Below are 23,000 nucleotides of genomic sequence, written 5' to 3' on the forward strand. Positions count from 1 at the left end.
ATGGACATCGCCTGACTGTCGAGGAAAACCATGGATCGACACTGCACCTGCCAGCGCCTGATCGCCGCCATCCTGGTGGTGTTCGTGCTCGGCCTGCAGTGCATGAGTGTGCTGTCCACCTCGCATACCCGGATGGCGCACCGCCATGCCGATCACAGCCAATCCGTCGGCACAGCGCAGGCGGACCATGGACATCACCAGCTCGCCACGAAGGCAAAAGAGGCCCGCGCCCACGTCCATTCGCACCAGCACGACCCCAGCGACCACACCCATGACTTTCCCTTGCGCCTGGTCCTGGCGGTCGTACAATTTTCCTTCCTCCCGATCTGGCACACCGAGGCGGCGCTTCCGTTCCGCTCGGTCGTGGTCCATCCGCTCGAGCGTCCTCCGAAGCCGGCTGTCCTTGCGTGATTCGCCCGGGCCGCGGCCGCCGGCTGCGCTCATTTACCGCAATACATTTCGGAGAAATTCATGTTTCCACTCCCTTTCACCGGGGGCGGCCGGCGACCTGCGCGCGCAGGATCGCACCGCCTCCTGCTGTCCATCGCCGGCATTCTGATGCTGACCCTGCTGGCGATCTCCACTGCCCAGGCGCACGGCATCGCCGAGGGCGACAAAGGCTATATCCAGGAGATCAGCGGTGTCCATTTCCTGGCCTTCATGTACCTGGGCGCCAAGCACATGTTCACAGGCTATGACCACATCCTGTTCCTGTTCGGGGTGATCTTCTTCCTGTACAAGCTCAAGGACATCGGCCTGTACGTCAGCCTGTTCGCGATCGGCCATTCGACCACCATGATGGCGGGCGTCTACTTCGGCACCACCATCAACGGTTACCTGATCGACGCGATCATCGGCCTGTCGGTGGTCTACAAGGCCCTCGACAATGTCGGCGCCTTCCAGCGCTGGTTCGGCGTCCAGCCGAACACCAGGGTCGCGACGCTGGTCTTCGGCCTGTTCCACGGCTTCGGCCTGGCGACCAAGGTGCAGGACTACGAGATATCGCCCGATGGCCTGGTGACCAACATGATCGCCTTCAATATCGGGGTCGAGGTGGGGCAGTTGCTGGCGCTCGGGACCATCCTGATCGCCATGGGCTTCTGGCGCCGCTCCGACAGCTTCCTGCGCCACGCCTATACCGCCAACGTCGCCATGATGACCTGCGGCTTCATGCTGATCGGCTACCAGCTGGCCGGCTACTTCACTCTTTGATTGGACACGCACATGTACAACACCGATATGCCGCGCCGCGCAGAGCTTCCCAGCCACGCCCAGCTCCTGCGCTCCACCGCCATCGCCCTCGTCACGGCCGGCGTCCTCCTGGCCACCGTCGTGCTGCCCTCCGAATACGGCATCGATCCGACCGGCATCGGCAATGTCCTCCAGCTGACCGAGATGGGCAAGATCAAGGCCGCGCTGGCGGCGGAAGCGCTCGCCGACGAGGCTGCCGCTGAGCGCAAGCCGCAAGGGGGCGCCGCCGCGGCGGTCGCCTTCACGGCGCCGCCCGCCACGCCGGCGCCTGCGGCGGGGACCGTACGCAAGGACGAAATGCAGGTGACGCTCCAGCCCGGCGAGGGCACCGAAGTGAAAATGGCGATGCTGAAGGGCGCGACCGTGCACTACGAGTGGAAGACCGACGGCGGCCCGGTCAATCACGATACCCACGGCGATCCGGCCAACGGTCCGGCCAACACCTTCCACAGCTACAAGAAGGAGAAGCAGGTCACCGGCAGCAGCGGCGAGTTCGCGGCGGTCTTCGATGGCAATCATGGCTGGTTCTGGCGTAACCGTGGCGACAAGCCGGTCACGATCACGCTCAAGACCAGCGGCGCTTATGCGAGCATCAAGAAGATGATGTAAGACCGGCGGCGTTCCGTCCTGGCCGGAACGCCGCACTTCCCTTGCTTACCCATAGAGGACTTCCATGAAGCGCTTTTCCGCATTACTCAGTCTTTGCCTGCTGATCTTCAGCGCGGCCGTCACCGGGTGCGACCGCCACGAACACGGCGAGGGCGAGCAGGAGCACGGACACAAGCACGAATAGTCGGGCGACGCGTTCTGTCGCACAGGCGGCGCCATCCTGTGCGCCGCCTCTTCATGCCGGTAGCTGAATCCATTCCAGGTTTTTCAACACTGCCGAGCGCCCGTGCCGGCGTTGCGGACGTCCCCCGAAATACGTGTGCGAGACACTTGACTTCCATATGCCTCTACCCCAGAATATATTTAATCGGTACCGATGTAATCGGTTCCGTTTTAGCGCTCGACTTCGACCACATCGAGTCTTCATGAGCAAAATTACAAAATTGCTCGCAACCAGAAAAACCCGCGCCGAAGTATCCGGCGCCCGTTTTTCAAACATGAATCACCTCGTCACCAGACCAGTGTGACGAAGCTTCGACAAGGAGTCTTACCATGCCACTCGTTCAAATTTCCATTCCTGCCGGTTCGCTCGACGATGCGAAGAAGGCCGACATGATCAAAAGGGTCACCGACGCTGTCGTCGAAGCCGAGGGTTTCCCGGCCGTTCGCGCCTTCACCTGGGTTCATATCAACGAGGTGCCGGACGGCGGGTGGGGAATGGGAGGCCAGGTGGTCACCCTCGACGACGTGGCCGCTGTGCTGAAAGGCAGTTAATCGGGGCGGACATTCACCGGTTTTGCGACAGGGGCCGATGACGCGTTGCGCACCTGCCTCCTGCCGCCGCACCGCTTGTCGTGCCCGAGGGATGGCATTCAGGGTCAGGTCTGTCATTCGGACATGGACGCACAACCCTTGCGAAATCTCAGAACGGTTTTAAGTATGCTGAGACTTTTCCCTCTTTCCGACATGGTCCGTGATGCGCGGTTAAAGTGGACCCATCAGTCGAGACACTTTGCCGTTTAATTTAAGCCGTGTCCGTTCTGCTTCCGCAGCTGTTCGGCGCTGCCCCGCACTGCTTTCCTGTGGCCGCTGGAGGGCACATTCTTCGTGCAGATTCCCGGAACAGCTTATGGCATCATGTGTCGTAACGCCGAATCGAGACTTCTGCAGGAGACATGCCATGACTGTCGATACCAGGAAAATTGATGAAGTGGTGCTGGCGCTTTTCCAGCTAACCCTGCATGACCGCTACCGGGCCTGGAAAAGCTTCGACTGGGATGTCCTGAACCGGCTGTATGAACAGGGCCTGATCTGTGACCCCGTCAACAAAACGATGTCCGTCGTCCTCACCGACGAGGGCATGGAGAAATCAGCGCGACTCTTCAACGAATACTTCACGGTGTCCAGCGAAGCGCAGAAGTAAGTCCTCGTGCAGCGTCAGCTGCAGGCTGCGCGCCGCCGTCGGACAGCGGCGCGAGTTGCATCAGCCAGCTGCCAAGGACTTGTACTGGTGTCGGAAACCACGAAGCGCGGTGACCGCTTTGGCGGCTTCATCGCCACGCTGCCGATGATCACCTTGCTTGCCTGATCGGGCCCCTCCATCGCCGGGAAATCCTCCTTGCGTGAGCGATGGAAGAACGACGTTCCGGCCGGAACGGAACGCCGCCGGTCTTATCATCTTCTTGATGCGCGAATAAGCACGCCATTCGGGTCAGGTCCTGCCCCTTCCTCACCTATGAGGCGGCGCTGGCGCACTGGATGCATCGCTGGCAGGACAGCCCGGCGCGAAGGCATGACGCTGTCGCCCTTCCTGCATCGCGTTAGAGGCTTCCTCCAGAGTGCTGAAAATGCGTACCCCTCTTGGCACCTTATCAAGCCCGACTACGCCGGCTCCGCCCACCCATAATTGAATCCCGTGTTCCAGTTGCAGCCTTAGCTGCCTGAGCATCGGACTGATGTTCTTCTTCGGGAAAGAGGCGCTGAACGAAAGTCCAACGATGTGCGTGCCGTAGGCTTTGGCTGCGGATGCGATCTCCGGGAGAGGGGACTGCGCACCAAGGGAAATGCAGCGTGCCCCGCTCACGGTAAGCGCAGCCTCTACCATCAGCGTGCCAAGCGTGTGCAATTCGCCAGGAACCGTTGTGAGAAGTATACGAGGCCAGCCAAGCGGGTTCAATGCATGAGGAAGCGCTTCCCTGATCAAGGCTTGCACTGTCTCCGTGTACAAGTGCTCGTCGTGTATCTCGATCGTACCGGCGGCCCAGGCATTGCCGACTTCATTGTTTAGACGGGGCAAGAGGTTCAGGACAAAGCCTTCCAGTCCAAGGCGAGTTAGCGCGCTCCGTAGATTCTCACGCAACTGGTTCGGGTCTCTCTTCAGCAGCAGATCGATCAACTGCCGGCCTTCTTCTCCCGCACCGGTGACGACAGGTGTCCGTTTCTTTTTGATCAGTTCATGGAGCTGCGCCTCGTCAAGCGGCACCACCATGCCAGGTCGCAAGCCCGCATCCAATAGCAGCTTGATGAGCTTGATCCTGCTCACCTGCTCTACGGAATACATGCGATTTCCTGCGTCATCGCGGTCCGGCATGGGAAAGCCGTAACGGTCTTCCCATTTTCTTAATACTTCCTTTGCAATCCCTGTTTCACCGGATACCACTGATATTGATACCATTTTTGCCTCAAAATTCTATTTGTCTAAGACAAAACCTATGTTATATTAATTTCTCTTCAGAAACAAAACTGTTTTGTCAGCCTTGGCGTCACTTTCAGGATCTACTATGCTCAGCACAGGATTATCGGGTCTTACCATCAGGGCCCGGGTATGTATCGGATTCGCAGTAATACTCTTCTTGATGATTGTTCTTACAGGAATTGGTGTCAGTCGCGTCAACACGGTTTCCGCGGGCTTGAGTACCATCGGGGACGTCAATAGTGTAAAGCAACGCTATGCGATCAACTTCCGCGGCAGCGTACATGACCGCGCGATAAGCCTGCGTGACCTGACGCTTGTCGAGAGTGACGACGAGATCAAGAAAGTCCTGTCCGACATCGCGCGCCTGACGTCCGACTATCAAAAGTCAGCGGTGCTGCTTGACGGGATGTTCGGCGAGCGCACTGACACGCGTCCTGACGAGCGGCAAATCCTGGCCAGTATCAAGGAGATCGAGGCTCGCACGCTACCGATGATTGCAAAAGTAATCGCGCTGCGCCAAGCGGGCGAGCCTGATCGGGCAAAGGAGCTGATGCTCACGGAAGCCCGCCCCGCATTCGTGGAATGGCTGGCCCGCATCAACAAATTCATCGATCTGCAGGAAGAGATGAACCAGTCCGAGTCCGCGCACGCCAGGGAAGTGGCAAGCGGGTTTCAGGAGCTGATGTTGATTATGTGCGCTGCGGCAGTGGCCACGGGGACCCTCGTCGCAGCCGTGATTGTCAGGGCAATATTGCGAGCATTGGGCGGCGAGCCGGCACAGGCAAGCGCGATTGCGAACCGCATTGCCACAGGCGATCTTGCTGTCGTGATCGATACCGACGAGAGCAACCGTTCCAGCGTACTGTTTGCAATGAAGGACATGCGGGACAGTCTGCTGAAGATCGTTGCGGAGGTTCGCAGCAGCACACACGCCATTTCAGCCGCAACCCATGAGATTGCCTCTGGTAATCTCAATCTATCGTCCCGTACCGAGCTGCAGGCGTCTTCGCTTCAAGAAACCGCTTCCGCAATGGAGCAGCTGACGTCGACGGTGAAACAGAATGCAGATAACGCGCTCCAGGCCAATCGCCTTGCGGTATCAGCCGCAGCTGTGGCGCTCAAGGGTGGCGAAGTCGTTTCTCAGGTGGTGAAGACGATGGAGTCGATCAATACCTCGTCCAAGAAAATCGTCGACATCATTAGCGTGATCGACGGGATCGCCTTCCAGACCAATATCCTCGCTCTCAATGCCGCAGTGGAAGCTGCGCGCGCAGGCGAGCAAGGGCGCGGCTTCGCGGTAGTGGCGACCGAAGTACGCAACCTGGCGCAGCGCTCCGCAGCGGCTGCGAAAGAGATCAAGATATTGATCGGAGATTCGGTCGACAAGGTTGATGCAGGAAGCCAGCTCGTCGCCGAAGCGGGCTCGACGATGGATGAGATTGTCGGGAGTGTGAATCGGGTGACCGACATCATGGCCGACATCACGGCGGCAAGCCAGGAACAGAGCGTTGGTATCGAGCAGGTCAACCGCGCCATTGGCCAGATGGATCAGGTGACCCAGCAGAACGCGGCACTCGTCGACGAGGCGGCTGCCGGAGCCAGTTCGCTGCAAGAGCAGGCGAAAAATCTTGGCAACGTCGTCGCCATTTTCAAACTGGCCGGCAGGCATGCAAACCCTCAAGGCCGGGACCGTGTCGTTCCGGCGCTCGCAGGCACGCTCTATAGTGGACCCCGAAGTTGAGACGGTAGTTTAAGCTGTCGTCCTTGAAGGGATGGTAGCGAATGAGTGAAGGTAAACAACGCAGGGTGCACACACCGGAGTTCAAGGCTAAAGTTCCGTCGTTGGCCGGGCAAGGAAGGTTTGTGAAGGCGCCCGGCAGCGAGTTCGTCTGAGAACACGGCGAAGTCACTGCCCAATATTCTGGGAGACTGCGAACGATTCTGTGAACCCACAAGAGCCCTCGCTCAGACCACCGAACCCAGCTTGAAGATCGGCAGGTACATCGCCACCACCAGCCCGCCGATCAGCACCCCGAGGATCACCATGATCAGGGGTTCCATCAGCGACGACAGCGCGGCCACCGCCTCATCCACTTCCTCCTCGAAGAAGTCCGCCACCTTGCCCAGCATGGCGTCGAGCGAACCCGATTCCTCGCCGATCTGCACCATCTGGATCACGAGATTCGGGAACACGGTGGTGTTCTGCATGGCCGCCGTCAGGCTCACGCCGGTGCTCACCTCGCCCTGGATCTTGCGGGTGGCGTCCAGGTAGACGGCATTGCCGGAGGCGCCGCCGACCGAATCGAGCGCCTCGACCAGGGGCACGCCGGCCGCGAACATGGTCGCCAGGGTGCGGGTCCAGCGCGCGATCGTCGCCTTGCGGATCACCTCGCCGAAGATCGGCAGGCGCAGCAGGATGCGGTCCATGGCCTGCTGCATCTTCAGCGAGCGCTTCCAGGCCTGGAGGAAGAAGTAGATGCTGCCGATGATCGAACCGAAGATCAGGTACCACCAGGTGACGAAGAATTCCGAGATCGCCATCACCACCAGGGTCGGGGTCGGCAGGTCGGCGCCGAAGCTCTCGAACACCTGCTTGAAGGCCGGCACCACCCAGATCATGATGACGGCGGTGACGATGAAGGCGATCGCCAGGATCGCGATCGGGTAGGTCAGGGCCGACTTGATCTTGCTCTTGAGCGCCAGCGTCTTTTCCTTGTAGATCGCCAGGCGGGTGAGCAGGTCTTCCAGGATGCCGGCCTGTTCGCCCGCGCCCACCAGGTTGCAGAACAGCGGGTCGAAGTAGAGCGGGAACTTGCGGAATGCGCGGTTCAGGCTGGTGCCGGTCTCGACATCGTTGCGCAGGTCGTTGATCAGCTTGGCCATCGACGGGTTCGCATGGCCCTTGCCGACGATGTCGAAGGATTGCAGCAGCGGCACGCCGGCCTTCATCATCGTCGCCAGCTGGCGCGTGAACATGGTCAGGTCCTTGTCGGTGATCTTCCTGCCGCTGCGGTAGACCTTCTTCTTGACCTTGGTGACCAGGATGCCCTGGCGGCGCAGGGTCACGTTGACGATCGCCTCGCCCCCGGCGCGCAGCTCGCCGCGCACGATGCGGCCCGCCTTGTCCTTGCCTTCCCAGGCATAGACGGCTTCCTTGACCTGGGCGCCGCCGCGGCTCTTGGTGGGGAGGGAAGTTGCCATATCGTTCCTATTCGTTGGTGCAGCCGAGCACTTCTTCGAGGCTGGTCAAACCTTGTTTCACTTTCATCAGGCCGGAGCGGCGCAGCGAGTTCACGCCTTCCTTCTCGGCCTGGGCGGCGATCTGCATCGAATTGCCGTTTGCCAGGATCAATGCCTCGATCGCGGGCGTGATCGGCATGATCTGGTAGAGGCCGACCCGGCCCTTGTAGCCGGAGCCGAGGCAGCGGTCGCAGCCCACCGGGCCGTAGGGTTTCCAGCTGCCGTCGATGTCGGTCTCGCGGAAGCCGGCTCCCAGCATCGCCTCGTGGCTGATCTCGAGCGGCTGCTTGCAGGTGCACAGGCGGCGCGCCAGGCGCTGGGCCGTGATCAGGATCACCGAGGAGGCGATGTTGAACGGCGCCACGCCCATGTTCATCAGGCGCGTCAGGGTCGAGGGCGCATCGTTGGTGTGCAGGGTGGAGAACACCATGTGGCCGGTCTGGGCGGCCTTGATCGCGATGTCGGCGGTCTCCAGGTCGCGGATCTCGCCGACCATGATGATGTCCGGATCCTGGCGCAGGAAGGACTTCAGCGCCACCGGGAAGGTCAGGCCGGCCTTGTCGTTGACGTTGACCTGGTTCACGCCGGGCAGGTTGATCTCGGCCGGGTCTTCCGCGGTCGAGATGTTGATGCCCGGCTTGTTCAGCAGGTTCAGGCAGCTGTACAGCGACACCGTCTTGCCGGAACCGGTCGGACCGGTCACCAGCACCATGCCGTAGGGACGGGTGATGGCGTCCAGCAGCAGGGCCTTCTGGTCGGGATCGTAGCCGAGCGCGTCGATGCCCATCTGCGCCTGGGTCGCATCCAGGATACGCATCACGGTCTTTTCGCCGAACAGGGTGGGCAGGGTGCTGACCCGGAAGTCGATGGTGCGGGTGGCCGACAGGATCAGGCGCATGCGGCCGTCCTGCGGCACGCGCTTTTCCGCGATGTCGAGGCGCGCCAGCACCTTGATGCGCGAGACCAGCTTCTCGCGGATCGACAGCGGCGGCGAGGCGTGGTCGCGCAGCACGCCGTCCACGCGCAGGCGGATCCGGTAGTACTTTTCGTAGGGCTCGAAGTGGATGTCCGAGGCGCCCAGCTGCACCGCATCCATCAGGATCTTGTTCAGGAAGCGCACGATCGGCGCATCCTCGACCTCGTTGGCGGTGTCGACCGCCGCGAGCGGCTGCGCATCCTCCTCGGCGAACTCGATCTCGGTATCGTCGCCGGCCAGGTCGCTCAGGCTGTCGCCGGCGCTCTTGGCCATGCCCGCCAGCAGCGCCAGCAGGGTGTCGTGCGGCACGATCACCGGTTCGACCGAGGCTTCGCTCTGGAACTTGATCTGGTCCAGGGCCTGGCTGTTGGTCGGGTCGGACAGGGCGACCGACAGCTTGTTGCCGCGCTTGGCCAGCGCGATCACGCGCTGGCCCTGCATCAGCTTGGCGTCGATGGCGGCCGCCGGCAGGGCCTCGACCGAGAAGGCCGACAGGTCGAGCAGCGGGTAGCCGAAGGTCTCGGCGCAGAACACGGCCAGCGCGGATGCGTCGATCGCGCCGCTGGCCAGCAGGACGTCGATGAAGGGCGTCTTGTCGGTGCTTGCCTTGCGTTGCAGCGCATCCGCCTGCACGGCGCTCAGGCGGCTGGCCTGGACCAGCGCGCGCGCCAGTCCCGACAGCGGGGTGCCTGTGGTCGTGTTAGGGAGGACTGCTGCCATAAACGCTGTGTTGTGAGGAGAAGCGACGTGGGCGCCGGGCCTGGGCGGCAGACTGGCGGACTCTACGGATGATGCCTATAGGCATCAAATTTGTAAAGTATTTGCTGTCCGGGAAGATGCGTGCGCACCACGTAGACGAAAAGGCATGCAGGATCGCCTAGAAAGATAGTAAGCGTCTTGATGCAACCGGGCGTAACAGCTTGACGATCCGGATGGCCTGGTTCTGGACCTGGACCACTTCGATCACGCAATTGCCGATCCTGAGCGCGATCGGGGCCTCGGGAATTTCCTGCAGGTGTTCCAGCAGCAGGCCGTTGACGGTCCTGGGGCCGTCCAGGGGCAGGTCGAGGCCGAGCTTCTTGTTGATGTCGCGCAAGGGAGTACTGCCTTCGAGCAGGCATTCGCCCTTGGCGTTCCAGCCCACCGAATCGCCGCGCGCGGTGCCGGGCACCGAGGTGGTGAAGTTGCCGATCATTTCCTCGATGATATCGTCGAGGGTGACCAGGCCCTGCACCTCGCCGTATTCGTCGACGATGATGCCGAGGCGTTCGCGCTGTTCCTGGAATTGCTGCAGCTGGTCGAGGGCCCCGGTGTCCTGGGGGATGAAGTAGGGCGCGACCAGCAGTTCGCGCAGGTGGTCCTTGGTCAGGTCCTCGGCCTCGCGCAGCAGGCCGACCGCCTTGCGCACGTGCAGGATGCCGACGATGCGGTTGATCTCGCCTTCGCAGACGGGCAGCTTGTTGTGGTAGCAGGTGGTCAGTTCCTCGAGGATGGTCTCGAGCGGATCGGACAGGTCGAGCGCCTCGATCTGGGTGCGCGGGATCATGATGTCGTCGACCGTGACGGTGTCCAGGTCGAACAGGTTGAGCAGGATGCTGCGGTGCTTCTGCGGGATGAAATTGCCGCCTTCGAGCACGATCGAGCGCAGTTCCTCGGGCGACAGGCGGGTCTGGCGGGCGTCGGCGCCGGTGCGGATGCGGAACAGGCGCAGCAGGCCGAACACGAACAGGTTCACGAACCAGATCAGGGGCCGCGCCATGCGCATCAGGGTCTGGAGCGGCAGGCTGGTGGCGATCGAGATCGGTTCCGGGTAGGTGGCGCCGATGACCTTGGGCGCGACTTCGGCGAACACGATCAGCAGGAAGGCGACGATGGCGGCGGCGGCCGTGATCACGCCCTCCTCGTTGCCGAACAGTTCGATGGCGACCACGGTGACCAGGGCGGCGGCCATGGCGTTGAGCAGGATGTTGGCGATCAGGACCAGGGACAGGAAGCGGTCGGTGCGTTCCAGCAGTTTCAGTGTCGTGATCGCGCCGCGGTTGCCGCGCTCGGCCAGGTGGCGCAGGCGGTACTTGTTCGAGGCCATCAGGGCGGTTTCCGCCATGGCGAAGAATGCGGACAGGAGAATCAGGAGGACCAGTGCGAGGACGGGCACCCACAGCGGGACGGAATCCAAGGCTCACCGTGAAGAAGCTTGCTGGGAACTGGGCAACGGGGGCGCCAGCGCGGTGCGGCTTGTGGGCCGCGTAGTTGATTCTAAGTTAACTGTTTAGGTGGTGCAAGCGGACGTCTTGATTAATTCCACCAGTGGCAGGTGGAGCCGACGGACGGCAGGCGGGCCTGGATGGCTTCGTGGATGATGCCCGCCTCCAAGGCTTCCTCGGCGGTGAAGATGCGGGCATTGCCGGTCAGGTTGCAGCGGATGTCGGTCTCGCGGCCCGCCTCGCGCGTGGCTTCGACGAAGACGGTGGCGTAGCGTTCGGCATCGAAGTCGAGGCAGTCGCGCCATTCCGACACGCGCGCGTGGTCGGCCGCCACCAGGTTGCCGAAGCCCCAGTGCAGCGGGTGGATGAGGAAGCGGGTGCCGGGGCAGGCGTAGCGTTTCTGCCCGGCCAGGAAGATCACCACGCCGACCGATTCGACGCTGCCGATGTTGTGGGTGATGAGGGGCAGCGGCAACGATTTCAGGAAGAAATACAGCGCGAAGCCGGCCGTCATGTTGCCGCCCTCGGTCGACATGTGCAGTTCGAGTTCGGTGGCGCCGTTCTGCAGGGCCTGCAGGCAGCAGTTACGGATCGTGCACGCGGAATTGTGGTTGATCGGCCCGATGAAGTGAACGATGTGCAATGACATAGGTGCTCCCGATGCGGTGCACCCAGCATAGCAAAATTCACTGCCGGGCAGCGCCTCCCTCGACCGCCGGGGGCGCCGGCCGGCAGGCCAGGTCGGGCAACTCCTGCACCGGCACCCGCTGGCCGGCGATCTCGAGGTCGCCCATGGCGGGCGGGACGACCCGGACCTTGCCGTCACGCAGGGCCTGGCGCAAGGCGGGGCAGGTGACCAGCTGCGGCGGAAGGCTTCCCACCGCTTGCCACCGGTCCGGCCCGGCTTCACGGAATACGGCCGTCTCGAACGGCTCGGCGCCGACCAGGATGACTTCCGGCCTGGCATCGCCGCCGAGGTCGAGCACGAAGGCGTCGCAGGCGATGCCCGGCTGGCGCAGGCAGGCCGGCCGTTCCTGCGGCGCCGGGGCCCGGGTCCAGTCCGACGCCAGGAAACTGTCGGGCAGGCGCGCACCCTGGGGGTAGACGCGCAGGTTGTCGGCAAGGTCGAGGGGACGCTGCGGCGGCCGGGGCGACTCGGACTGCTGCAGCTGCGCAAGGCGGGCGCGCACCAGGGCCTGGTCCGGCCCGGTCGCATTCGCTTCCAGGCGGGCCAGCGCCTCGCGCCCGAAGCGCCCGCCGTGCTGGTGCAGGTAGGCGAAGTCGAATTTCTCCAGGGGCAGCCTGCCGGCCTCGAGCCGGGCCAGCTGGTCCTTGACCGACAGGCGGGCCGGATCGGCCACCGGCGAGAACAGCGCCAGGAGGACGCCCAGCACCACGAAGGCGGTGGCGATGTTGACGCCCGCGATGCCGCGCAGCCCGCCCTTGCGCAGGGCCGCCGCCGCATAGCCGCCCGCATAGCAGCTGGCCACCAGCAGGCAGGCCGTGGCGATGATGCGGTCGTTCGTCCAGCCATGCTCGTGCACGCGCAGCGCCAGCGCGTAGATGGCCAGCGCGGCCAGCGGCGCCAGCAGGATGCTGGCGACCCGCGCCGACAGCGCGACCACGCGCGCCGCCGGCGTCGCGCCGTCCTGCCAGGCCGCATTGATCAGGATGACGAAGGCGGCCATGGCGCCCAGCAGCACGGCGGCGGCGCTGCGCGTCGCCCACAGCGGTTCCAGCCCGGTGAACGGCAGGATGCCGATGAAGCCGGCGACCAGCAGGGCCAGCACCGGCAGGATCCAGGCCAGCAGGACGTGCGCGAGGTTGCGGATTCCGCGCACGATGCCCGGCTTGACGTCGGTCAGGTGCATGGCGCACGCGAAGGCGAAGGCGGTGACGGGAATCGCGAACCAGGCATGCCCGGCCAGCCTTTGCATGAAGTCGAGCCGGACCAGCTGGAACAGCGCGGCGCCGAGCTGCAGCGCCACCCAGGCCGCGCCCACGAACAGGGTGCTGAACGCGAGCTGCACGCCGAGTTTCCAGGCCAGTTCGAAATACGTGGCGTATGACGCGATGCGGCGCCGGTCGTGGCTTCCGGACAGCACCAGCGCATGGGCGATGAACAGGCCGGCCGCCAGGAAGACGGACAGTTCCATCGATGGCGTCACGGGCCGCCACGGCTGCGGGTCGGGCATGCCGGCGGCGCGCCAGACATCGTAGACGCCGAACGCGGCCGTCACCGCCGCCGCGATGCCGGCCCAGGGCAGGAGCCGGCGCCGCGGCATATGGCCCAGGCCGCTGATCAGGAGCACCGGCGCCAGCAGCGCGGCCAGCACCAGCGGCGCGAACAGGAGCGGCTCGGTCGCCGGCCAGGCGGCGTTTTTCGCCGCCCGGTACAGCAGGTACAGCACCAGCCCCTGGCCCAGGCCGATCCCGATCCGCGTGGCGCCGAGCCAGGCTGGGTGGTCATGGTCGTCGGGAGCGGCAGGTGGCGAGGGGGAATGCATGGGCGGTGATCCAGTTGTGAATCGGAAATCTTACTGCAAACTGGAAAAACACCGCAGGACCGCTAGCTCCCGCGATAGGTCGAGTACGACCAGGGCGTCATCACCAGCGGCACGTGGTAGTTCTGGCCGGGGTCGGCGATCCCGAAGGCGATCGTGATGCGGTCGAGAAATCGCGGTTCCGGCAATTCCACGCCCAGGGCGGCAAAATAGTCGCCGGCCCCGAAGACCAGTTCATAGCGTCCCGGTTGCAGCATGGCGCCTTCCAGCAAGGGCTTGTCGCAGCGTCCGTCGCTGTTGGTGACCGCGCTGCGCAACAGGGTGGGGCCGCTGTCGTCGTAGACCGCGTACAGTTCCACCTTGACGCCCGCGCCGGGGCGGCCGTGCGCGGTGTCGAGCACGTGGGTGCTGAGTTTGCCCATCCTGTCTCCTATATGTGAACGCTGAACTGGCGTATGCGAGTAATCATATACCGTTGTGCTTCCTGCAATATATGATCGTTCATATACCTCACCACCCTTCGTTCCCATGGACACTTACGCCAATTACCCGCGCGACCTGGTCGGCTACGGCCGTACGCCTCCCCATCCGCAGTGGCCGGGCGAAGCCCGGATGGCGCTGCAGTTCGTGCTGAACTACGAGGAAGGGGGCGAGAACAGCGTGCTGCACGGCGACCCGGCCTCGGAAACCTTCCTGTCCGAGATGATCGGCGCCAGCGCCTTCCCGATGCGCCACATGAGCATGGAGTCGCTCTACGAGTATGGTTCGCGCGCCGGCCTGTGGCGGGTGCTGCGCCTGTTCGAGGAGCGCGGCCTGCCGCTGACCGTGTTCGGGGTGGCGATGGCGCTCAAGCGCCATCCGGAGGCGGTGGCGGCCTTCCGCGAGCTCGGGCACGAGATCGCCTGCCACGGCCTGCGCTGGATCTCCTACCAGAACGTGGACGAGGCCACCGAGCGGGCCCACATGAAGGAGGCGGTCGAGATCATCCGCGACCTGACCGGCGCCGCGCCGCTGGGCTGGTACACCGGGCGCGACTCGCCGAACACCCGGCGCCTGGTGGTCGAGCACGGCGGCTTCGCCTACGACGCCGACCACTATGGCGACGACTTGCCGTTCTGGCAGCAGGTCGAGACCCAGAACGACCGCGGCGAGGCGTTCAGCGTGCCGCACCTGGTGGTGCCGTACACGCTCGACACCAACGACATGCGCTTCGCCGCCATGCAGGGCTTTAATTCCGGCACCCAGTTCTTCGACTACCTGAAGGATGCCTTCGACGTGCTGTACGCCGAGGGCGACCCGAACGGCCTGAACCAGCCGAAGATGCTGTCGATCGGCCTGCATTGCCGGCTGATCGGGCGGCCGGCGCGGGCGGCGGCGCTGGCGCGCTTCCTCGATTACGTGTTGCGGCACAACCATGTCTGGATCGCGCGCCGCATCGATATCGCCAATCACTGGAAAACGGTGCACCCTTATCTAGAATGAAAGGAAAGGGATTGCCCGTAGTTATGCGAATTCTCTGATAATCAATATCAGGAATTGAGTATATGAGGAAAGGCCGTCAATGGTAGCCTTCCGCCCCTGGTAACAGCGAGACAAGCATGTCAGAACCGATCCGATTCTTTTACCGCGGCGCCGTCCATGAAGTGCGCGACGCGGCCCCGACGCAGACCATCCTGCAGCACCTGCGGGAGGACCTGCATTGCACGGGCACCAAGGAAGGCTGCGCCGAAGGCGACTGCGGCGCCTGCACCGTGGTGATCGGTTCGCTGGAAGAGGGCGAACTCAGGCTGCAGGCCGTGAATTCCTGCATCCAGTTCACCCCCACGCTGGACGGCAAGGCGCTGTTCTCGGTCGAGGACCTGCAGCAGCCGGACGGCAGCCTGCACCCGGTGCAGCAGGCGCTGGTCGAGTGCCATGGTTCGCAATGCGGCTTCTGCACCCCGGGTTTCGCCATGTCGCTGTGGGGCATGTACCTGAAGCAGGAGGGACGCCCGCCCTCGCGCTGCGAGATCAACGACGCGCTCTCGGGCAACCTGTGCCGCTGCACCGGCTACCGGCCGATCATCGACGCCGCGCGCCGCATGGTCGAGCTGCCGCCGGTGGGCTTCGACCGCGCCGCGCTGGCCGGGCGCCTGCGCGCCCTGCAGCGCAGCCATGGCTTCAGCTATGCGGCGCAGGGGCAGCGCTTCCACGCGCCGCGCACCCTGGACGAGCTGGCGCGGCTGCGCGCGGAATACCCGACGGCCGTGCTGCTGGCCGGGTCGACCGACGTCGGCCTGTGGGTCACCAAGCAGATGCGCGTCCTGGAGGACATCATCTACCTCGGCCAGGTCGAGGCGCTCAAGACCGTCCATGAGGCGGACGGCATGCTGGAGATCGGCGCCGGCGCCAGCCTGGAAGACGCCTACGCGGCGGTGTGCCGCCATTACCCGGACGAGTTGTCCGAACTGTGGCAGCGCTTCGCCTCGCTGCCGATCCGCCATGCGGGTACCTTGGGCGGCAATGTCGCCAACGGCTCGCCGATCGGCGATTCCATGCCCTGGCTGATCGCCCTCGGCGCCCAGTTGGTGCTGGGCGGCGCGGACGGCGAGCGCGTGCTGGCGCTCGAGGAGTTCTATCTCGGCTACCAGCGGAAGGACCTGCGCCCGGGCGAATTCGTGCGCGCATTGCGGGTGCCGCTGCCGCGCGCCGGACTGCGTTTTCGCACCTATAAGCTGGCCAAGCGCTTCGACCAGGACATCTCCGCGGTGTGCGCCGCCTTCGCCATCACCCTCGACGGCGATGTCATTGCCAGTGCGCGCATCGCCTTCGGCGGCATGGCGGAGACGCCGAAGCGCGCCGCCGGCGCCGAAAGCCAGCTCGCAGGCCAGCCCTGGAACGAGGACACGCTGCGCGCGGCGATGGCCGCGCTGGCGCAGGATTACACGCCCCTGAGCGACATGCGCGCCTCCAGCACGTATCGTATGCAGGCGGCCCGGAACCTGCTGCGCCGCTTCTGGTTCGAGACGCGCACGGCCGATCCGCTGCCGGCCGGCGCCGTCAATGCCTTCGCGGCCTGAGGAGAACACCATGAACGACGCAGGCGCCCCGATCCTGACGAACTCGGCCTGGACCGAAGTCGGCCGCGCGCGGCCGCACGAATCGGCCGAGCTGCACGTGCTCGGCCAGGCCACCTATACCGACGACATCGCCGAGCTGGCGGGCACCCTGCACGCGGCGCTCGGCCTGTCGGCGCGCCCGCATGCGCGCATCGCGGCGATCGACCTCGAACCGGTACGCGCCAGCCGCGGCGTGGTCGCGGTGCTGGGCGCCGCCGACATCCCCGGCACCAACGATTGCGGCCCGATCATCCACGACGATCCGATCCTGGCCGACGGCCTGGTGCAGTACGTGGGCCAGCCGATCTTCATCGTGGTCGCCGACAGCCATGACAATGCGCGCCGCGCGGCGCGCCTGGCCAGGGTCGACTACGAAGACCTGCCGGCCATCCTCACGCCCCAGGAAGCGCGCGCCGCCGCATCGTATGTGCTGCCGCCGATGCGCCTGGCGCGCGGCGACGCGCTTCAAGCCTTCGCCGGCGCACCCCGCACCGTGAAGGGCGAGCTGCATGTGGGCGGGCAGGAACAGTTCTACCTCGAGGGCCAGGTCGCCTACGCCATTCCCGGCGAGGACCGCGGCATGCACGTGTACTGCTCGACCCAGCACCCGAGCGAGATGCAGCACGTGGTCGCGCATGCGCTCGGCCTGCACTCGCACCACGTGGTGGTCGAGTGCCGCCGCATGGGCGGCGGCTTCGGCGGCAAGGAGTCGCAGTCGGCCCTGTGGGCGGCGAGCGCCGCGATCGCGGCCGCGCGCCTGCGCCGCCCGGTCAAGCTGCGCGCCGACCGCGACGACGACATGCTCGTCACCGGCAAGCGCCACTGCTTCCACTACCTGTACGAAGTCGGCTACGACGATGCGGGCCGCATCCTGGCGGCGAAAGTCGACATGGTCACGCGCGCCGGCTTCTCGGCCGATTTGTCGGGCCCGGTCGCCACCCGCGCGGTCTGCCACTTCGACAATACCTACTACCTGTCCGACGTCGAGATCCGCGCCGCCTGCGGCAAGACCAACACCCAGTCGAACACCGCCTTCCGCGGCTTCGGCGGGCCGCAGGGCGCGATCGCGATCGAGTACGTGATCGACGAGATCGCGCGCGACCTGGGACGCGACCCGCTCGACATCCGGCGCCTGAACTTCTACGGCCGCCTTGATCGCAATGTCACGCCCTACGGCCAGGAGGTCACCGACAACGTGATCCACGAGCTGGTCGCTGAGCTGGAGCAGAGCAGCGACTACCGCGCGCGGCGCGCCGCCATCGCCGACTACAACCGCGCCAGCCCGGTGCTCAAGAAGGGCCTGGCGCTCACGCCGGTCAAGTTCGGCATCGCCTTCAACGTCACCCACCTGAACCAGGCGGGCGCGCTGGTGCACGTCTACGTGGACGGCTCGATCCTGGTCAACCATGGCGGCACCGAGATGGGGCAGGGCATCAACACCAAGGTGATGCAGGTGGTCGCGCACGAACTGGGCGTGGACCTGGCGCGCGTGCGCGCCACCGCCACCAATACCAGCAAGGTCGCCAACACCTCGGCCACCGCCGCCTCCACCGGCGCCGACCTGAACGGCAAGGCCGCGCAGGACGCGGCGCGCAGGATCCGCGAGCGCCTGGCCGCCTTCGCCGCGCAGCAGTACGGCGGCGCGGCCAGCGAAGTGCGCTTCGCGGCCGATACCGTGTTCGTGGGCGAGCTGGCGCTGCCGTTCGCGGAACTGGTGGCCAAGGCCTACCTGGCGCGGGTCCAGCTGTGGTCCGACGGCTTCTACGCCACTCCCGGCCTGCACTGGGATCCGAAGACCATGAGCGGGCATCCGTTTTCCTACTACGCCTATGGCGCGGCGGTCTCGGAAGTGGTGGTCGACACCCTCACCGGCGAGTGGAGGCTGCTGCGCGCGGATGCGCTGTACGACGCCGGCCGCTCGCTCAACCCGGCGATCGACATCGGCCAGGTCGAAGGCGCCTTCATCCAGGGCATGGGCTGGCTCACCACCGAGGAACTGTGGTGGAACCCGGCCGGCAAGCTGATGACGCATGCGCCGTCCACCTACAAGATCCCGGCCGTGTCGGACTGCCCGGAAGACTTCCGCGTGCGCCTGTTCGACAACGCCAACGCGACCGACAGCATCCACCGCTCGAAGGCGGTCGGCGAACCGCCGCTGCTGCTGCCGTTCTCGGTCTTCTTCGCGATCCGCGACGCCATCTCGGCGGTCGGCGGCCACCGGTTCAACCCGCCCTTGAACGCGCCGGCGACCAGCGAGGAAATCCTGAATGCCGTCGCCGCCGTCGAAGCGGCCAGCCTGCGGAGCGCCTGATGGACGACTGGCTGACAGCCGGACGCGCCGCGCCGGCGGTGCTGGTGACGGTCGCCGCGACCGAAGGCTCGGTGCCGCGCGAACCCGGCGCGAAGATGCTGGTGGCACGCGACGTCTTCCACGGCACCATCGGCGGCGGCCACCTCGAGCACCGCGCGCTGGAGATCGCGCGCGCCATGCTGGAGGAGGGCGGGAAGGGCGGCATGCGCCGGCTGGAACGCTTCGCGCTCGGTCCCAGCCTGGGCCAGTGCTGCGGCGGCATCGCCCATCTGGCCTTCGAAGCTGTCGACGCCGACCAGATGGCGCTGCTGGCGCAGCGCCGCAACGAGGATACCTGGCGCCTGGCGGCGCTCGACGGCGAGCCCGACTGGGCGCTGTGCGACGGCGCCGGGCGCCGCTTCGCCGGAACCGCGGCGTTGTCGTTCGCCCGCGACAGCGGCACCCATGTGCTGAAGCAGGAGGGCGGACGCCGCTGGCTGGTCGACGCCGTGCTGGCGCCGCGCGCCCACCTGATGCTGTTCGGCGCCGGCCATGTCGGCGCCGCCATCGTGCGCGCCCTCGGCGAGCTGCCGTGCCGCGTGACCTGGGTCGACGAACGCGACGACCTGTTCCCGGCCGCGCTGCCGGGCAATGTGACGGTCGAGGCCACCGATACCCCCGAGGCGCTGGTGGAAAGCGCCGCGCCCGGCACCAGTTTCCTGGTCATGACCCATAGCCATGCACTTGACCTGCGCCTGTGCCACGCGATACTGTCGCGTCCTGGCGCCGATTGGTTCGGCCTGATCGGCTCCGATACCAAGCGCCGCCAGTTCGAGCACCGCCTGCGCGAACGCGGCGTCGACGCCGCCCGCCTCGAGGCGATGGTCTGCCCCGTCGGGCTGCCCGGCATCGCGGGCAAGGCGCCCGCCGTGATCGCCGCGTCGGTCGCGGCCCAGCTCCTGGGCGTCTGGGAAGCCGCCGACCACCCTGTAGCCTCTTCGGAATCCAACTGATGTCCACCGTACCAAACAACGTGCAGGCTTACCGAGCAAGCCTGCTCTACTTCCGCGCCGATCCGGCGTTCGACGACCGGGCCGCCGTCTGGCATGAAGACGGCCTGCTGGTCGTCGAGGATGGCCGGGTCAAGGCCGCCGGCGACCATGCCAGCCTGCTCGGCAGCCTGCCGCCCGGCGTCGTCGCGCACGACTACCGCGGCAAGCTCATTTCGCCCGGCTTCATCGACACCCACCTGCATTACCCGCAGACCGACATGATCGCCTCGCCGGCGCCGGGCCTGCTGCCGTGGCTCGACACCTATACCTTCCCGACCGAGCGCCGCTTCGCGGACCCGGCGCATGCGCGTTCGGTGGCCGAATTCTTCCTCGACGAGCTGCTGCGCTGCGGCACCACGACCGCGGTGGTGTACTGCACCGTGCATCCGGGTTCCGTGGACGCCTTCTTCGAGGCCAGCGAAGCGCGCAGCTTGCGCATGGTGGCCGGCAAGGTGCTGATGGACCGCCACTGCCCCGACTTCCTGCGCGACCTCGAAGGCGACCTGGGCGAGACCGAAGCCCTGATCAACAAGTGGCACAAGCGCGGCCGCTCGCTGTACGCGATCACCCCGCGCTTCGCGCCCACCTCGACCGACACCCAGCTGCGCCTGACCGGCGAGCTGGCGGCCGCCTATCCCGACACCTTCATCCAGACCCACGTGTCCGAGAACAAGGACGAATGCCGCTGGGTCGGCGAACTGTTCCCGCAGGCGCGCAGCTACCTGGACGTCTACGAACGGGTCGGCCTGATGCGCCCGCGCGCGCTGTTCGGCCATTGCATCTGGCTCGACGACGAGGACTTCGCGCGGATGGCGGCCACCGGTTCGGCGGCGGCGGTGTGCCCGACCTCGAACCTGTTCCTGGGCAGCGGCCTGTTCGACTTCGAGCGCGCCGACGGCGCCCGCGCGCTGCTCTCGCTCGGCACCGACGTCGGCGCCGGCACCTCGTTCTCGATGCTGCAGACCATGAACGAAGCCTACAAGGTGGCGCGCCTGAAGGGCAGCTACCTGCCGGCGCTGCGCATGTTCTACCTCGCCACCCTGGGCGCGGCGCGCAGCATGGGCCTGGAGGGCACGATCGGCAGCTTCGCGCCGGGCGCGGAGGCCGACTTCGTGGTGCTCGATCCGAAGGCGACCCCGCTGCTGGCGCGCCGCACCGGGCATTGCAACTCGCTGGAGGAACTGCTGTTCGCGCTGGCGCTGCTGGGCGACGACCGCACGATCGCCGCGACCTATTCGGCCGGGCGCCAGGTGCATACACGCGACGCCTGAGGGAGCTTTGCAGGGTGGGCGGATTCCCGCCCACGCGTCGACTGGTATCGGTTCCGGTATCGCGCTCGAAGATCTGGCCGCTAACTATCTACGCGTGGGCGGAATCCGCCCACCCTACAATATTGCAAACGGTTAATGAAGCAGTTAGAGTTGCGCGAGCCATCCGGCGGCCCCTGCGCCGCCGCCAACCCATCCTGAGAGTATTTATGCACAAGACATTGACCGGCAGCGTCATGTTGGCGCTGGCCATCGCCGGCGCCTGCCAGCCGGCCTGGGCCAGAAGCCCGGCCGCCAGCGCCAATGAAGCCGCCACCGCGCGCCACTACGCATCCCTGATCGCCGGCGAGCAGCCGAAGGTGGCCGAGCTGACCCTGTTCTTCACCCAGATGCCGAAGGGCGGCGACCTGCACCACCATTACTCGGGTTCGGTCTACGCCGAACAGTACGTGGACTTCCTCGACAAGCAGGGCCTGTGCGTGAACAAGCAGACCTACCGCATCGAGACCGACAAGGCGGTGATCGCCGCCGAGCGGGCCAAGCCGGCCGCCGAGCGCAACTGCCTGTCGAGCGCCGAAGTCTATGCCGACGACCATACTTTCCGCGAGCTGCTGCAGCGCTGGTCGAACAAGGACTTCGCCAACCATGGCGCGCTCCAGCCGCCGCCCGACCGCCTGTTCTTCCAGACCTTCGGCTTCTTCGGCCCGGTCTCGAACGCCAACTTCCGCGAAGGCCTGCAGGAACTGAAAAAGCGCGCGATCGCCGAGAACGTCGGCTACATCGAGACCATGTTCAAGCTCTCGCCCTTCGTCGCCAATGCCGACTTCGACCAGAAGGCCTGGCTGAACGTCGACAACAACGCCGCCCTCGAGGCCGAGCTGCGCGCCGCGCTCGGCGCCCTGGAGCAGGACCCGGCCTTCGCCAGGTCCACCAGCGACTTCGTGGCCAGGATCCAGGAAGCGGCCGAAGGCATCGACGACGAGCGCTTCACCATGCGCTACCAGACCTATGTGCTGCGCCTGCTGAACCCGTCGCAGGTGTTCTCGTCGATGGTGTCGGGCTTCAAGGCCGCCACCATGAACGACAAGATCGTGGGCGTCAACATCGTCGGCCAGGAAAGCGCCAATGTCTCGATGCGCGACTACACCCTGCACATGAAGATGTTCCGCTTCCTGAAGTCGGTCTATCCGAAGGTGAAGGTGGCGATGCATGCGGGCGAGCTGGCCATGGGCGACGTGCCGCCGGAAGGCCTGAAGTTCCACATCGACCAGGCCCTGGTGGTGGCGGGCGCCCACCGCATCGGCCATGGCCTCGACCTGGTGCATGAGAGCAATGCACCCGAGATCATGAAGAAGATGCGCGAGGACGATATTCCGGTCGAGATCAACCTGACCTCGAATGCCTTCATCAATGGTGTCGAGGGCGCGAACCACCCGATCAACCTGTACCGTAAATACGGCGTGCCCTATGTGATCTCGACCGACGACGCCGGCGTGACCCGCCACACGCTGTCGAACGAGTACGTGCTGTTCGCCAGCCGCTACAAGCCGGCCTATGCGGAAATGAAGCGGACGTCGTACAACAGCATCCGCTATGCCTTCCTCTCCGTGGCAGAAAAGCAACGCTTGACCCGCCAGCTCGACCAGCGTTTTGCAGCCTTCGAAGCCAGGGTCGCGGCCCTGGCGAAGACCGCCAAGCCCTCGAAGTAATTCCTGCCTCCCGGTCCGGACGCCCCGTCCGGACCACCTCCCGGTTACGCCAGCCCTGTGACTTTTTGACCATAGATTGTCACGGAACAAACATTTGTCGTCTT

At 65.2% G+C, this 23,000-nt stretch carries 19 protein-coding genes; 12 read left to right on the forward strand and 7 right to left on the reverse strand.

Annotated features, from left to right (window positions below; translation table 11 throughout):
* The first annotated feature begins 30 nt into the window (after positions 1-30).
* The 5 genes from H162_RS0100365 (at position 31) to H162_RS0100390 (ending at position 3,283) form a co-directional block, all read left to right on the forward strand.
* The gene (locus H162_RS0100365; protein WP_020651452.1) at positions 31-411 is read left to right on the forward strand and encodes a hypothetical protein; all 381 of its coding nucleotides are present in this window, start codon (positions 31-33) and stop codon (positions 409-411) included.
* Positions 412-558: 147 nt separating this feature from the next.
* Positions 559-1,212, forward strand: a complete 654-nt coding sequence (locus H162_RS29800) for a HupE/UreJ family protein (protein WP_020651453.1) — start codon at positions 559-561, stop codon at positions 1,210-1,212.
* Between the two features lie 12 nt (positions 1,213-1,224).
* Positions 1,225-1,860, forward strand: a complete 636-nt coding sequence (locus tag H162_RS0100375) for a hypothetical protein (RefSeq protein WP_020651454.1) — start codon at positions 1,225-1,227, stop codon at positions 1,858-1,860.
* 552 nt (positions 1,861-2,412) lie between these two features.
* On the forward strand, positions 2,413-2,634 hold the full coding sequence (locus H162_RS0100385; RefSeq protein WP_020651456.1) for a tautomerase family protein: 222 nt from the start codon (positions 2,413-2,415) through the stop codon (positions 2,632-2,634).
* Positions 2,635-3,040: 406 nt separating this feature from the next.
* On the forward strand, positions 3,041-3,283 hold the full coding sequence (locus H162_RS0100390; protein WP_020651457.1) for a DUF6429 family protein: 243 nt from the start codon (positions 3,041-3,043) through the stop codon (positions 3,281-3,283).
* A gap of 306 nt (positions 3,284-3,589) precedes the next feature.
* On the opposite strand, the gene H162_RS29805 is transcribed toward H162_RS0100390, so the two are convergent.
* On the reverse strand, positions 3,590-4,534 hold the full coding sequence (locus H162_RS29805) for a MerR family transcriptional regulator (RefSeq protein ID WP_084676878.1): 945 nt from the start codon (positions 4,532-4,534) through the stop codon (positions 3,590-3,592).
* A 106-nt stretch (positions 4,535-4,640) separates the two neighbouring features.
* Between H162_RS29805 and H162_RS35610 the strand changes: the two genes are divergently transcribed.
* Entirely contained in the window at positions 4,641-6,296 is a 1,656-nt protein-coding gene (locus tag H162_RS35610; RefSeq protein WP_040786009.1) for a methyl-accepting chemotaxis protein, read from the forward strand.
* Positions 6,297-6,520: 224 nt separating this feature from the next.
* Here the strand turns inward: H162_RS35610 and H162_RS0100405 are convergent, their stop codons facing one another.
* From H162_RS0100405 to uraH, 6 genes are all read right to left on the reverse strand, one after another.
* The gene (locus H162_RS0100405) at positions 6,521-7,756 is read right to left on the reverse strand and encodes a type II secretion system F family protein (protein WP_020651460.1); all 1,236 of its coding nucleotides are present in this window, start codon (positions 7,754-7,756) and stop codon (positions 6,521-6,523) included.
* A gap of 7 nt (positions 7,757-7,763) precedes the next feature.
* Positions 7,764-9,491 carry a type IV-A pilus assembly ATPase PilB gene (pilB, locus tag H162_RS0100410; RefSeq protein ID WP_020651461.1) on the reverse strand — a complete coding sequence of 576 codons (1,728 nt, stop codon included), beginning with the start codon at positions 9,489-9,491 and terminating at the stop codon, positions 7,764-7,766.
* A gap of 157 nt (positions 9,492-9,648) precedes the next feature.
* Positions 9,649-10,947, reverse strand: coding sequence for an HlyC/CorC family transporter (locus tag H162_RS0100415; RefSeq protein WP_020651462.1), 1,299 nt, complete (start codon positions 10,945-10,947; stop codon positions 9,649-9,651).
* A gap of 119 nt (positions 10,948-11,066) precedes the next feature.
* Positions 11,067-11,624 carry a ClpP family protease gene (locus H162_RS0100420; protein WP_026354068.1) on the reverse strand — a complete coding sequence of 186 codons (558 nt, stop codon included), beginning with the start codon at positions 11,622-11,624 and terminating at the stop codon, positions 11,067-11,069.
* 37 nt (positions 11,625-11,661) lie between these two features.
* Complete coding sequence (locus H162_RS0100425) at positions 11,662-13,482, reverse strand: DUF4153 domain-containing protein (RefSeq protein ID WP_020651464.1); 1,821 nt, start codon at positions 13,480-13,482, stop codon at positions 11,662-11,664.
* Between the two features lie 62 nt (positions 13,483-13,544).
* Positions 13,545-13,901: a hydroxyisourate hydrolase gene (gene uraH / locus H162_RS0100430; RefSeq protein WP_020651465.1), complete on the reverse strand. Its 357-nt coding sequence runs from the start codon at positions 13,899-13,901 to the stop codon at positions 13,545-13,547.
* Positions 13,902-14,007: 106 nt separating this feature from the next.
* On the opposite strand from uraH, the gene puuE reads away from it, so the two are divergent.
* From puuE to H162_RS0100460, 6 genes are all read left to right on the forward strand, one after another.
* Positions 14,008-14,961, forward strand: coding sequence for an allantoinase PuuE (gene puuE, locus H162_RS0100435; RefSeq protein WP_020651466.1), 954 nt, complete (start codon positions 14,008-14,010; stop codon positions 14,959-14,961).
* 116 nt (positions 14,962-15,077) lie between these two features.
* On the forward strand, positions 15,078-16,538 hold the full coding sequence (xdhA, locus tag H162_RS0100440; protein WP_020651467.1) for a xanthine dehydrogenase small subunit: 1,461 nt from the start codon (positions 15,078-15,080) through the stop codon (positions 16,536-16,538).
* A 10-nt stretch (positions 16,539-16,548) separates the two neighbouring features.
* Positions 16,549-18,888 carry a xanthine dehydrogenase molybdopterin binding subunit gene (gene xdhB, locus H162_RS0100445; protein ID WP_020651468.1) on the forward strand — a complete coding sequence of 780 codons (2,340 nt, stop codon included), beginning with the start codon at positions 16,549-16,551 and terminating at the stop codon, positions 18,886-18,888.
* Entirely contained in the window at positions 18,888-19,880 is a 993-nt protein-coding gene (gene xdhC / locus H162_RS0100450) for a xanthine dehydrogenase accessory protein XdhC (RefSeq protein ID WP_020651469.1), read from the forward strand. Before xdhB ends, xdhC begins: the two co-directional genes overlap by 1 nt.
* Positions 19,880-21,190 carry a guanine deaminase gene (guaD, locus tag H162_RS0100455; protein ID WP_020651470.1) on the forward strand — a complete coding sequence of 437 codons (1,311 nt, stop codon included), beginning with the start codon at positions 19,880-19,882 and terminating at the stop codon, positions 21,188-21,190. Before xdhC ends, guaD begins: the two co-directional genes overlap by 1 nt.
* 206 nt (positions 21,191-21,396) lie before the next feature.
* Positions 21,397-22,896, forward strand: coding sequence for an amidohydrolase family protein (locus tag H162_RS0100460; protein ID WP_020651471.1), 1,500 nt, complete (start codon positions 21,397-21,399; stop codon positions 22,894-22,896).
* Positions 22,897-23,000: the final 104 nt, after the last annotated feature.

This window comes from Massilia niastensis DSM 21313, from assembly GCF_000382345.1.
GTDB classification, from domain to species: domain Bacteria; phylum Pseudomonadota; class Gammaproteobacteria; order Burkholderiales; family Burkholderiaceae_D; genus Telluria; species Telluria niastensis.

Coding starts and splice junctions, on each gene's coding strand:
- H162_RS0100365 (WP_020651452.1), top strand. CDS start 31: ATGGATCGACACTGCACCTGCCAGCGCCTGATCGCCGCCATCCTGGTG.
- H162_RS29800 (WP_020651453.1), top strand. CDS start 559: ATGCTGACCCTGCTGGCGATCTCCACTGCCCAGGCGCACGGCATCGCC.
- H162_RS0100375 (WP_020651454.1), top strand. CDS start 1,225: ATGTACAACACCGATATGCCGCGCCGCGCAGAGCTTCCCAGCCACGCC.
- H162_RS0100385 (WP_020651456.1), top strand. CDS start 2,413: ATGCCACTCGTTCAAATTTCCATTCCTGCCGGTTCGCTCGACGATGCG.
- H162_RS0100390 (WP_020651457.1), top strand. CDS start 3,041: ATGACTGTCGATACCAGGAAAATTGATGAAGTGGTGCTGGCGCTTTTC.
- H162_RS29805 (WP_084676878.1), bottom strand. CDS start 4,534: ATGGTATCAATATCAGTGGTATCCGGTGAAACAGGGATTGCAAAGGAA.
- H162_RS35610 (WP_040786009.1), top strand. CDS start 4,641: ATGCTCAGCACAGGATTATCGGGTCTTACCATCAGGGCCCGGGTATGT.
- H162_RS0100405 (WP_020651460.1), bottom strand. CDS start 7,756: ATGGCAACTTCCCTCCCCACCAAGAGCCGCGGCGGCGCCCAGGTCAAG.
- pilB (WP_020651461.1), bottom strand. CDS start 9,491: ATGGCAGCAGTCCTCCCTAACACGACCACAGGCACCCCGCTGTCGGGA.
- H162_RS0100420 (WP_026354068.1), bottom strand. CDS start 11,624: ATGTCATTGCACATCGTTCACTTCATCGGGCCGATCAACCACAATTCC.
- H162_RS0100425 (WP_020651464.1), bottom strand. CDS start 13,482: ATGCATTCCCCCTCGCCACCTGCCGCTCCCGACGACCATGACCACCCA.
- uraH (WP_020651465.1), bottom strand. CDS start 13,901: ATGGGCAAACTCAGCACCCACGTGCTCGACACCGCGCACGGCCGCCCC.
- puuE (WP_020651466.1), top strand. CDS start 14,008: ATGGACACTTACGCCAATTACCCGCGCGACCTGGTCGGCTACGGCCGT.
- xdhA (WP_020651467.1), top strand. CDS start 15,078: ATGTCAGAACCGATCCGATTCTTTTACCGCGGCGCCGTCCATGAAGTG.
- xdhB (WP_020651468.1), top strand. CDS start 16,549: ATGAACGACGCAGGCGCCCCGATCCTGACGAACTCGGCCTGGACCGAA.
- xdhC (WP_020651469.1), top strand. CDS start 18,888: ATGGACGACTGGCTGACAGCCGGACGCGCCGCGCCGGCGGTGCTGGTG.
- guaD (WP_020651470.1), top strand. CDS start 19,880: ATGTCCACCGTACCAAACAACGTGCAGGCTTACCGAGCAAGCCTGCTC.
- H162_RS0100460 (WP_020651471.1), top strand. CDS start 21,397: ATGCACAAGACATTGACCGGCAGCGTCATGTTGGCGCTGGCCATCGCC.